Raw genomic sequence first — 11,893 nt, 5'->3', positions numbered from 1 at the left:
TTTGTGTGCAAAAAATAATAAATTAATAAATATAAAAAAGAACATAGAATTTTTGATATTTTTCATAATAACCCCATAATTTTTTATGCTTCTTGTTTGTACCAATCAACAAAAGCTTTTAATGCCTTTATTCTATGCATAAAAGGCTCACCTTCTTTTGTATTTCTTAACTCTTCATAGATTTTATTACTTCCGGTTGGAACAAAGATACTTGCATATGGCAAACTTGGATCCCCATTAAATTTTTCAAATTTTCTTATTGTACCCTCAGATTTGCCTTCAAATAAAATTATATTATCCGGATTTTTTATATAGGCGATTTGCAATAAAAAATATGCTTTGTCGCCGTTATCTACCAATTTTAATATTCCATCAAATCCAAGACCTTCATAGACATATTTTGTCATAGTTCCTGGAAATTTGTTATATTTTTCAAAATAAATCGCGCCATCATCGACAATTAAAGGCTTTTTTATCATGCTCCAAGCTTTTAGTGCCTTATCTATGCAAATTTCTTTTTGATCCATAGACTGAATTTCGGTTATATCAACTTTTAGTTGTTTTAACTCTATCTCCGGAACATATTTTTCTATATATGTTTTTACTTCTTTAAATTTTCCCGAATTTCCTGTGACAAAAAATATCTCTTGTTTCATAATTAATCCCCAATATCTATTATCTTGATTTTATAACAATATTTTTGTTTATAATCATAATAATTTAAGATTTATTTGGGAAGGGGTAGGGATGAAGCGATTTTATTTTATTTTTATACTATTTATTTTAAATTGTTCTGGAACTAAAACTGAAAAATTACTTAAAAATTTAAACTGCAAATATTTGGATTTGGGCGTAGATATTGATAATTCCGGTGAATCTCTTGATCTTTTGTTTGATTATAAAATTTATAAGCAATTAATCAAAGATAATATTTTAGATGAACTTATTAAAAAATCCGGTTTTGAGCCTAATGAAGAAAATAGGCTAATTTTTTTTGCTGCAATTTCAAAAGATTTGCAAAAACAGATTACAAAATCGTTTGAATCTACATCTTGTTCTTTTGAATCGAACGATCATCTTTTAACAAAAGAAATGCTTACAGCCCAATCGGAAATGACTCGATCTTTAACTTCAGCTATGCAATCTATGGCATTAACTATGGCCAAACCGGCATCAAGCGGTAAATTTTGGCTGATTGTTGGCGGAATTTTTTTTATCTTAGGCGCAGAGTTTGGATGGTTTAAAAAATTTAAAAATGTTACGGATTTTTATACAAAAGCTAAAGAAAAGACTTTAAAAATTGGTGAAATTTTGGGCAGAAAATTAGTTGAAGTTACACCACTTGAAAATATTGTTTATCTTGATTATTTAGATGATCACAGATATGTTAATCAGCTGGAGAAAATATTTGAAGGTATAATTATTTGGATCAAAGATGACAAAGACAAAACTAGACCTCGTCATGAAGCGCTAAAAAAAGCAAACAGAATAGTTTTTATTGATGAAAAGGGAAATAAAATTGTATGGCCGAAGACTAGTAATAGTAGTTGGTTTACAGGATTTGAAGAAATTGATAAAAATTAAGATTTTTAAATAGTAATTTACTGAAAGCTTTTGTAGCCAAATTCTTTCCATTTGTGCCCATTTGATAAGTTTTTATAAAAAAATAATACTATTACTAGTTATGCTTTTATACTCATTGCATGACTAATTATGGGGTTATATTTTTATAAATCGGGGGTGTTTCATGCTTTTATCAAAAAGAATGGTAAAAACAGCAAAATTTTTAGTAATTTTTCTTATAATTTGGCTTATATCTTCTATAAAATTATTAAAAACCGAATTTAATCGAGATTTTATCTTATCATGTGAATCTTTACCCGTTATTAAAACACCTAAAAATCACAAAAGAATGCATGCGGCAACAATAGCTTCCGTTTCAGATGATCATTTGATTGTTGCATACTTTGGTGGATCGGATGAAGGTAAATCCGATGTTAAAATTTGGTTGTCGCATGGATTTAAAAATTCAGACGATCTTTGGGTGTGGGATGAACCGTTCATAGTTGCTGATTCTAGTGAAATTACAGGACAGAAAAAGAAGCCTTGTTATAATCCGGTTTTATTTAAATTTGATGATAAAACAATGTTTTTATTTTATAAAATAGGTAAATCACCTGTAAAATGGACCGGCTATCTAAAAAGATCATTTGATGGCGGCCATAATTGGACATGGGCTGAAAATTTATCAAAATATGGTGGATCTGTAGGTCCCACAAGATGCAAGCCACTTAGACTTGATGACAATACGCTTTTATGTGGCTCATCAGTAGAAGGTTTGATTAATTGGGATGTTAGAATGGAAACATTTAACTTTTATCCTAAAACATCCGAAATTTCTTTTGTCGAGATATCTGAGCCAATAAATACGCCACATAATATTTTTAATGGTAAGGGTATAGAAAAAGATAAAAGTTCAAAATTTTCTTTGTTAAATATCACCGGAATTATACAACCAACTATGTTTTTTTTGGGAAATGGCAGCATAAAGACTATTTGTCGAGGTAAGGGAACAAAATACCTTTTATCTTCGGTTTCTTCAGATTTCGGAAGAACTTGGGCTCCTATTGAGCAAGAGGTTGATCTTCCAAATGCCGGTGGAGATTGCGGTTCCGGATTGGATTCTTTAAAGTTGGATAATGGTTATATTTTAGTTGTTCGAAATGACCTTCCAAACGGTGTTAAAAATGGTACATGTGGCGATCGCAGCAAATTGGTTTTAGATTTAAGCAAAAATAACGGTAAAAGTTGGAAAACTGTTTTAGTTTTGGAAGCTACGCCACCCAGCCAAGGTAAACAAAATTGTTATCCGTCAATGATTAAGGCTGATGATGGACTAATTCATATTGTTTATACAGCTGATAAAACCGGAAATGGAAACAGAATTAAACATGTGGTTTTAGATCCGCAAGCATTTTATAATTAATAATACTTATAAAATATTAAAAAAGACCTGGTAACTTGTATTTCTTAGTTATCAGGTCTTTTTTTTATATCAAATTATGTTAGAAGGGCGTAGAATGGTGTGCCCGACAGGACTTGAACCTGTGGCCTACGGATTAGAAATCCGTTGCTCTATCCAACTGAGCTACGGGCACGGGTATAAAAATGGTCGGGGCGGCCAGACTCGAACCGGCGACCCCTCGCTCCCAAAGCGAGTGCGCTACCAACTGCGCCACGCCCCGACTAAATTTTCATGATTTATATGATACATCAAAAAACGATAGAATCAAAGTTATTTTTGGGGTGAGCGACGGGACTCGAACCCGCGACATTCAGAACCACAATCTGACACTCTACCAACTGAGCTACGCTCACCGCAAAATACAAGAACATTATAAGTTGTTTTGAACAAAAATCAAAGGATAAAATCTTAATTTTTTTAAAATTATTCAACTTTTTCCAATTTTATTGTTTCATCGGATGCATAGTTTTGTTTTAAAAAAGTTATCATTTTATCTCTAGTATCGACCATTTTGGGCGTATATTGTTTTGCAAAGTTAAACAAATTTGTTAAGTTTATTGCCGCTTTTATTTGTTCGTCGCGGTTTATTGCTTCTTGCTGTCTTTCTTCCCAAGTTTTTTCCACTACTTGCTCAGGTTTCTTTTGAACTTTTTCTTTTTCTTCTATTTTTTCACCTATAACTTCTTCAGCTGTAATATGATGTTTTAATGTGCTTTCTTTGCCATAAAAATCTTCAACCCATTGCATTTCTTCCGTAGGTATAATTTTAGGTTTTATTAAAAAATCAGGTTCAATACCTTTGGCTTGAATTGAAATATCGCTAGGTAAAAAATATAATAAAGTTGTAAGTTTTAGTGCACATCCGTTACTGATCGGCATAACTTCTTGAACCGATCCTTTTCCAAATGTTGGCGTGCCTACCAAAAAGACCATTAATTGGCTTTTTTTAGTTTTATTATTTATTAATTTTTTAGAATAATATTGCAGGCATCCTGCTAAAATTTCAGCTGCAGAAGCAGTAAAATTGTCTATAAGTATAAAAATTGGAATCTCACTATTTAAAACAGGATTGGAACTTGTTTTATATTCTGCAGTAACATTTAACGATCGGTCTTTCGTTGCAACTACCAAACTGTTTTGTGGCAAAAAGAGTGCGGCCATATCAATTGCTGCATCCAAAATTCCTCCGGGATTTCTACGCAAGTCCAAGATAAGTCCCTTGGCCTTGCCTTCATTGGATTTTATTAGTAAATCTTTTATCTGATTGGCTGCAAGCTCGTTAAATATTTTGAGCGATAAATAATAAATATTTTGATTTTTAATATTATAACAAAGCGATGTTTGATCTTTGATTAATTCTCTTTTTATTTTAAATTCCAATGGTTTTTTATCACGTACTATTTTTATAGTAACTTCGGTGTCTATTGGACCTTTTAATTTATTTAACACTTCATCGGTTGATAAGTTTCTTAAATTTTCGCCATTTACTTGAATTATCTTATCTCCGGCTTTTATTCCTATTTTGTCTGCAGGACCTTTGGCTATTACATCAACAATGGCAAGCGTATCGTCTTCAAGCGCTTTACTTATTATGCTTACACCTATTCCGGAGAACTTTCCGGAAGTTGATTCCATTGTTTCTTGATAACTTTCTTTGGAAAAAAAGGCAGAATGAGCGTCTATGTAAGGCATTGCTGCTTTGAGTGCTTCTTGAATTACAAGCGAAAAATCAACATTTTTTTTAAATGATTTTTCTTGGATAAGACTTATTGCTTCAGCAAATGTCCCAAGCCATGGATATATATCTTTTTTGGGATCGGAAATTTCGGGTTTGTTTTCTTGTTTTAAATCTATCTTTTTGATCTCTTTTGGATTAACTCTATTCTTTGTTGCAATTAGGCTTCCATTTAATAAAACAAGTGATATTGTTATTAATAATGCAATAAATTTGTTAAAAAATTTGCTCATGGTATCTCCTTTTTATTTAAAATTAAAAATATGAATGAACATTGTAACGAAAATAGTATAGAAAAAATATTACCAAAACAAGCTTTGATAATAACCGGTCTTTCCGGCGCGGGTAAAACGATTTTTATTCGTTCACTTGAAGATTTTGGTTTTTATTGCGTAGATAATTTGCCATTACCTATGCTTTCTACATTTTTGAATTTGGCATATCACGGACAGCATAATTTATCCAAAGTTGCTTTAAGCGTTGATGCAAGAAGCAAAAATTTCTTATCTGATTTTACGACGCTTTTAGAAAATATAAAAAATCAAGAACGAGATCGATGGGATTTAAAGATTATTTTTTTGAATGCAAGTACAAATACCATTACAAGAAGATTTCAAGAAACAAGACGAAATCACCCATTATTTGACATGAATACAAATCTTTTGGATGCAATAAAACAAGAAAAAAATTTATTGGAACCGATAATGGCTATGGCCGATATAGTTTTAGATACCGATGTTTTTAATGTTCATGATCTTCGAGATTGGGTTCGAACTTCGCTATCAAAGACATTTCAACAAGAAATTTTGGTTAATTTAATATCTTTTGGATTTAAATATGGGGTTCCAACCGAAAGTAATTTGGTTTATGACCTTCGTTTTTTACCAAATCCATATTTTGAACAAGATCTAAAGGGTCTTGACGGAAGAAGCGATATTATAAAAAAATATCTTTTTGAAAAAGATGTTGTTAATGAATATTGGAGTAATTTGAGAGATTTTTTGAAATATTCAGTACAAAAATTTTATGAGAGAGGTCGTTTTTTTGTTAATGTAGCAATAGGCTGCACCGGCGGAAAACACAGATCGGTGGCTTTTGTTGAAAAATTAGGTTCTGAAAAATGGGAGAATACTAAGTTTTTGGTTCAACACAGAGATTTGGGAAAGGAGTAAAAACTATTTATGGATAAAAAATATTATGTTAGATTTGGCGTTTTATTTATAATTACGTTATGCATACTTTATGCAATTATTTGGGGTAAAACAGGAATTTTAAAATATTTTCAAATAAAAAAAGATATAACTGCTGAAAAGATTGCTATTTTAGAGTTGGAAAATAAAATTAAAAATTTGGAAGAAAATATTAAAAATTTTAAAAAAAATAGTGTTGAGTTGGAAAAATATGCAAGACAAGATTTACAGATGGGCGAAAAGGATGAAGTTGTATATCTTGTAGATAAATAATAATGTGTTAAAATTTATGTCTGATTAGTATTTTTATTACTTTTATTATTAGGATATTGTATGTCAGTAAAGCATGGCAATCAAGCACAAATCGATACGGATAATGTAAATTTGAATGAAGATTTGGTAAGACTTAATAAAGTCAAAGAGATGCAACAAAATGGAATTAATCCATGGCCTGCCTATAAAAAAGTAGATTCCAAATGTGAAAAAGTTATTTATGATTTTGAACATGAGATTTCTCAAGACAAACAATATTCCGTTGCCGGAAGATTAATGACGATACGAGATCATGGTAAGACATTATTTGCAAATTTAAGAGACAGATCGGGAGATTTGCAAATCTATATTAAAAAAGATGAACTTGAACCAAAAACTTTTGAAATTTTTGAAAAATATATAGATGCCGGTGATATCGTTTGGGTAAAAGGTACGGTTTTTAAAACCAAGCTTGGACAAATTACATTAAAAGTAAGCGATATATCTCTTTTGAGTAAATGCTTGCATGCATTGCCTGAAAAATTTCACGGACTTGTTGATGTTGAACAGCGTTATAGACAAAGATATTTGGATCTTTTAAGTAATCCTGAAAGTAAAAACAAATTTGTAAAAAGATTTAAATTGATTCAAGCCATACGTAATTTTTTGCTTAATAAAGAATTTTTAGAAGTAGAAACTCCAATGCTACACCCAATTCCGGGCGGAGCTGCAGCAAGACCGTTTGTTACTCATCATAATGCTTATGATATGGATTTATATTTGCGCATTGCTCCGGAACTTTATTTGAAAAGACTTGTTGTTGGCGGAATTGAAAGAGTTTTTGAAATTAATAGAAATTTCAGAAATGAAGGTATTTCAACAAGACACAATCCTGAATTTACCATGCTTGAGTTTTACATGGCACATGGTAACTATTTGGATGGAATAGCCTTAACTGAAGAAATGTTTAGTTCTGCTGCCGCTGCAATTACAGGCTCATCGTACTTTAAATTTGGTGAACTTCAAATAGATTTTACCGCTCCATTTAGAAAACTTACAATGCGAGATTCTTTAGTTGAAATTGGTGGGCTTTTGGAAAGTGAAATATCTGAGAGCAACATAGATAAAACATTGAAAAAACATAATCTTGAAGTTACAAATGTTGCCGGTTATGGTGCAAAAATTTCTGCATTATTTGAGGAAATTGTAGAAGAAAAAATTGTTCAACCTACGTTTATTATTGGATATCCAATAGAAATTTCTCCTCTAGCACAAAGAGATGAAAATAATCCTGAATTTGCAGCAAGATTTGAGCTTTTTGTTGCCGGAATGGAACTTGCAAACGGTTTTACCGAGTTAAATGATCCATTTGATCAGGCAGATAGATTTAAATCTCAAGTTGCAGCACGTGATGCCGGAGATCAGGAAGCTCATCACTATGACGCCGATTATATAAAAGCGTTGGAATATGGACTTTGCCCTGCGGTTGGAGTTGGCGTTGGTCTTGATAGATTAACTATGTTATTGACAGATACAACATCCATAAAAGATGTAATTTTGTTTCCAACTTTAAAAAAATCAGAATAACAATTGTGAATAAAGACAAGCTTAAGGCCGGCCTTTTAAAAGCCGGCCTTTTTCAAGGTTTTAATAAAATACAGGGCGAGCGATTTGTTTGGAATATCCCTGAAATCAATAAAAGTGAAGTTGAGCGCATTAGTAACGAAAATAATTTTAGTTTACCGACAGCTTCCGTTTTATATACTCGTGGTCTTATTACTAAAAAAGATATCGGTTCTTTTATTTTTACTTCAAAAGAAGATAATGTTTTTGATTCAAAATTGCTCAAAGATGCGGAATTGGCCGCAAAAAGATTAATTGATGCAATAAATAATAAAGAAAAAATTTTAATTTTTGGTGATTACGATGTAGACGGCATAACGTCAACATCTCTTTTATTACTTGCTCTGTTGCCGTTAAAGGCAAATATTAATTTTTATTTACCAAATCGAATAAAAGACGGTTATGGACTTTCCGAGCGCATTGTAAAAAAAGCTGCCCAAAATAATTATAAATTAATAATTACCGTTGATAACGGCATAACTGCGTTTGACGCTGCAAATTTGGCAAAAGAGCTTTTGGTGGATTTGATTATTACGGATCATCACAGACCAAATGGGCCAATACCTGAAGCCTTTGCAATTATTGATTCAAATCAATCCGATTGTCTTTATCCATATAAAGAATTGGCAGGAGTTGGAACTATTTTTAAAATTGTATCAATTATTTATAGTGAATTACAAAAAGAATTACCCGATAAAATATACGAACTTTTAATGCTTGGAACTGTTGCTGACGTTGCACTTCTTACCGGTGAAAATAGATATTGGGTAAAATATGGATTAAATAAAATTAATAAAAAAAGAAGTTTTGCCGTAAGTGTTTTGGCCCAAAACAGCGGATTAAATAAAAATAAAATCGATTCCAGAGATATTGGATTTATGTTGGCGCCACAACTTAATGCTCTTGGCAGATTGGATGATCCTAGGTCTGCAGTACAATTTTTAATTGGGTCACAGTCGGATAAGATTGAAGAAATTGGGCTTAAATTAAAACAGATAAATGAAGAAAGAAAAAAAATAGATAGAGCTATTTATTTGGATGTGGAAACTGCAATTTTTGATAAAAAAATAAATTTGGAAAAAGAGAATGTGATAATAGCTGCAAGTAAAGATTGGCCTGCCGGAGTAATAGGACTTGTTGCCGGTAAACTAACCCAAAATTATGGTAAGCCGGCTATTTTATTACATCTGGATTCGGACGGATTATTAAAAGGTTCTTGCAGATCAATTCCTGAATTTAATATTTTTAATGCATTACAAAAGTGTAGTGATCTTTTGATTCAATTTGGCGGGCATTCATTTGCTGCCGGACTTAAATTGCATAAAAAAAATCTTCCTGAGTTTAAATCCAGACTAGAAAAAATAATTTTAGAAGAAGTTGACCAAAAAGATCTTGTGCCAAAAATCAAAATAGACGGTTTTTTAGATTTGCCTGATTTAAAATATTCTTTTTTATCGGAGCTTGAATTACTTGAGCCGTTTGGAAATGGTAATGAACAGCCCATTTTTATAATAAAAAATGTTACATTGCAGGGAGATGCACAAATATTAAAAGAAAAACATGTTAAATGTAATGTATTTGCTGATGGAGTTATTAAACCGGTTATATTTTTTAATAGACCGGAACTTTATTATTATTTAAATAAAAACAAAGAAAAATATTTTAATTTGGCTGCATATGTTTCTAAAAATGAGTGGAATGATAAAATTAGTATTGAACTTCAAGGCGTTGATGTAAGCTTACCAGGAGATTTTTTATGATTATTACAATTGATGGACCTGCCGGATCCGGTAAAAGCAGTATTGCCAAAACTTTGGCTGAAAAATTAAATATTTATTATTTAAATACGGGTTTGTTATATAGAGCCGTTGCATATGTTTGGTTACAAACAGATCCAAAACTTGAAAATATTAATAAAATAAATAGCGATAATTTAAAATTTATAAAAAATATCGAATATAAATATCTGGATAAATTACCACAAATTTTTTATCAAAATAAAAATATTACCGATCAACTTTTAAATAATTCTATTTCGCAAGCAGCTTCAATTTTAAGCTCAATAGAAACTGTGAGGGCTGAATTATTGGATTTGCAAAGAATCGTTGCTAAGACTTACAATATTGTTTGCGAGGGACGTGATTGTGGATCAATTATATTCCCGGATGCAGATTATAAATTTTATCTGACTGCAACGCTTGATGTTCGAGCAAAAAGAATTTTTGAAGACAAGGGTCGTAAAGATAACGATGTTTCTCTTGGAAAAGTTAAAGAAGAACTTGAGATTCGAGACAAAAGAGATCAAGCGAGAAAAATAGCGCCGCTTGTTATTCCTAACGGTGCAGTTATTATTGATAACTCTGAATTTTCAAAAGAAGAAACTCTTTTTAAAATTTTGTTTTATATAAAAAATACTTAAACAGTAGCTTTTTTCTATTACATATTGTTAAAATATTTATAATTAATTTAATTTTTTAATTGGGGAGGGTGAATTGTGAATAAGCGATTTCTATTATTTTTTATTTTATTAGAGCAAATGATAGCTCTTTATGGGATGGAAAGGACTCCATCTATTCCTATTTCAAAAGTTAAAAAAGAATGGTCTAAAGATGATTTTATATCGAAATATGGAGAAAAAACGTGGGACGCGTATCTACGTTCTAAAAAATATTTAAGAAGCGATGTTCCTGAAGTTAAAATTGAGCAAGAACCTGCAGTTAATATAAAGCAAGAGCCAATTTTATCTATAGATATACCCAAAAGTAAAACATTAGAGGAATTATCCGGTGTAAAAGATTATATTGAGTTAAAAAAAATATTTTCTGCTCCAAAAGAAGTTTTGGAAAAATTAACAAAAAAAGTTTTAGATTTATCAATTAATAATGAAATATCTCTTTTAAATACCAAAGAATATTGGTTTGATTCTGCACAAGATATTAATTTAAATACTGAAAGTTTAGATAAACAAGAATTATATTATATAAAAAAAAGTGACGTTAAAAATGGTGAGCGATATATAGTCATTGGAGTCATTGGAGATCTTCACGGTAATTTTGAAGCTTTTGACCAAATTATAATGGATCTTATAGAAAATCGAAAAATTTTATCTTCAGATTTAAAAATAACAAATGATTATAAATTTATAGGACTTGGCGATTTTGTTGATAGAGGCAAAAAATCTTTAAATATAGTTTTAATTTTTATGATATTAAGATTGATCAATGGGGAAGGTGTTATTTTTTTAAAAGGTAATCACGAAGATTCAGCATTAACATCAGATGTGTATGATTTTTCAGAAGAATTGATGGATAAGTTGGATTGGGATACCAAGTCTTTTTATAATTTTTTCAAATTATTACCTGTTGCCTATTTTGCAAAAGATGAAAAAGATAAATTTTCTATGTTTAGTCATGGTGGCTGGACAAGAACGATATTAAAACAAGCTGATTTTTTTAAATCTGATAAAATTTTTTTAAAAATAAATTCACAAATGGCTCATTTTCTCCTATGGAATGATATAGATTTTATCTCTGAAAGTTCATATGGAATTAGACCAAGCAATAGAGGTGATGGTGTTTATGAAATGCCATATAAATCATGTTTGTCAGATATGAGGTTGTTGGGAATTTATAGAAAATATAATGGACATATGCATTTGGTACCCAAAGGCAATCCGCAATCAGATGAATATGATAATTTAAGGTATTATCATTCACCCGGATTTACTTATAAACATAGCTTATTGGATGAAGATACTCAAATTTATACAATAATAAGTAGTTCTATAATTTATGATGAATTTGGTATTGAAAATATATCTTATTACCCGTCTTATTTGGAATTGTGTTTTTACAGTTTAGGATGTGATGTTCATGGTTATATTAAAAAAGAGAATAATAATTTTTTTACCAGAACAGCTGTAAAAAAATATCATGAAACTTGGGAATATTTATATTTTTAATTTTGTAAGTTAATTTTTGAAAGGGATGCTTTGCGCATCCCTTTTTTTACTATAAAATTTTTGCCGCTAAATTTGCAACTTGACTACGTTCACTCTTTTCTAAAAAT

10 protein-coding genes and 3 tRNA genes are annotated in these 11,893 nt (G+C 30.6%); 8 read left to right on the top strand and 5 right to left on the bottom strand.

Annotated features, from left to right (window positions below; translation table 11 throughout):
• Nucleotides 1-83: 83 nt before the first annotated feature.
• Nucleotides 84-656, bottom strand: coding sequence for a hypothetical protein (locus KKE07_03550; GenBank protein ID MBU4269923.1), 573 nt, complete (start codon nt 654-656; stop codon nt 84-86).
• Between the two features lie 91 nt (nt 657-747).
• Here KKE07_03550 and KKE07_03545 point away from each other — a divergent pair, with 91 nt between their 5' ends.
• Nucleotides 748-1,584: a hypothetical protein gene (locus KKE07_03545; GenBank protein ID MBU4269922.1), complete on the top strand. Its 837-nt coding sequence runs from the start codon at nt 748-750 to the stop codon at nt 1,582-1,584.
• A gap of 163 nt (nt 1,585-1,747) precedes the next feature.
• Nucleotides 1,748-2,986, top strand: a complete 1,239-nt coding sequence (locus KKE07_03540) for an exo-alpha-sialidase (protein ID MBU4269921.1) — start codon at nt 1,748-1,750, stop codon at nt 2,984-2,986.
• 95 nt (nt 2,987-3,081) lie between these two features.
• Here the strand turns inward: KKE07_03540 and KKE07_03535 are convergent.
• From KKE07_03535 to KKE07_03520, 4 genes are all read right to left on the bottom strand, one after another.
• Nucleotides 3,082-3,158, bottom strand: a tRNA-Arg gene (locus tag KKE07_03535).
• A gap of 11 nt (nt 3,159-3,169) precedes the next feature.
• Nucleotides 3,170-3,245: transfer RNA gene (locus KKE07_03530), tRNA-Pro, on the bottom strand.
• 57 nt (nt 3,246-3,302) lie between these two features.
• Nucleotides 3,303-3,378, bottom strand: a tRNA-His gene (locus KKE07_03525).
• 70 nt (nt 3,379-3,448) lie between these two features.
• Entirely contained in the window at nt 3,449-4,993 is a 1,545-nt protein-coding gene (locus tag KKE07_03520; protein MBU4269920.1) for a S41 family peptidase, read from the bottom strand.
• Nucleotides 4,994-5,023: 30 nt separating this feature from the next.
• On the opposite strand from KKE07_03520, the gene rapZ reads away from it, so the two are divergent.
• The 6 genes from rapZ to KKE07_03490 all read left to right on the top strand — a co-directional run bounded on the left by rapZ (nt 5,024) and on the right by KKE07_03490 (nt 11,786).
• Nucleotides 5,024-5,932 carry an RNase adapter RapZ gene (gene rapZ, locus KKE07_03515; GenBank protein ID MBU4269919.1) on the top strand — a complete coding sequence of 303 codons (909 nt, stop codon included), beginning with the start codon at nt 5,024-5,026 and terminating at the stop codon, nt 5,930-5,932.
• Nucleotides 5,933-5,941: 9 nt separating this feature from the next.
• On the top strand, nt 5,942-6,223 hold the full coding sequence (locus KKE07_03510) for a septum formation initiator family protein (GenBank protein MBU4269918.1): 282 nt from the start codon (nt 5,942-5,944) through the stop codon (nt 6,221-6,223).
• A gap of 60 nt (nt 6,224-6,283) precedes the next feature.
• Nucleotides 6,284-7,789 (top strand): lysine--tRNA ligase, encoded by a 1,506-nt coding sequence (gene lysS / locus KKE07_03505; GenBank protein ID MBU4269917.1) that lies wholly within the window; start codon nt 6,284-6,286, stop codon nt 7,787-7,789.
• A 5-nt stretch (nt 7,790-7,794) separates the two neighbouring features.
• Nucleotides 7,795-9,585 (top strand): single-stranded-DNA-specific exonuclease RecJ, encoded by a 1,791-nt coding sequence (recJ, locus tag KKE07_03500; GenBank protein MBU4269916.1) that lies wholly within the window; start codon nt 7,795-7,797, stop codon nt 9,583-9,585.
• Complete coding sequence (gene cmk / locus KKE07_03495) at nt 9,582-10,244, top strand: (d)CMP kinase (GenBank protein ID MBU4269915.1); 663 nt, start codon at nt 9,582-9,584, stop codon at nt 10,242-10,244. Before recJ ends, cmk begins: the two co-directional genes overlap by 4 nt.
• Before the next feature lie 75 nt (nt 10,245-10,319).
• Complete coding sequence (locus KKE07_03490) at nt 10,320-11,786, top strand: metallophosphoesterase (GenBank protein ID MBU4269914.1); 1,467 nt, start codon at nt 10,320-10,322, stop codon at nt 11,784-11,786.
• Nucleotides 11,787-11,893: the final 107 nt, after the last annotated feature.

It is taken from the genome of Candidatus Dependentiae bacterium (genome assembly GCA_018897535.1).
In the GTDB taxonomy this organism is placed as follows: Bacteria; Babelota; Babeliae; order Babelales; family UASB340; genus UASB340.
The sequence above is the reverse complement of the archived record's forward strand: the minus strand, read 5'-3'. Positions and strand labels throughout refer to the sequence as shown.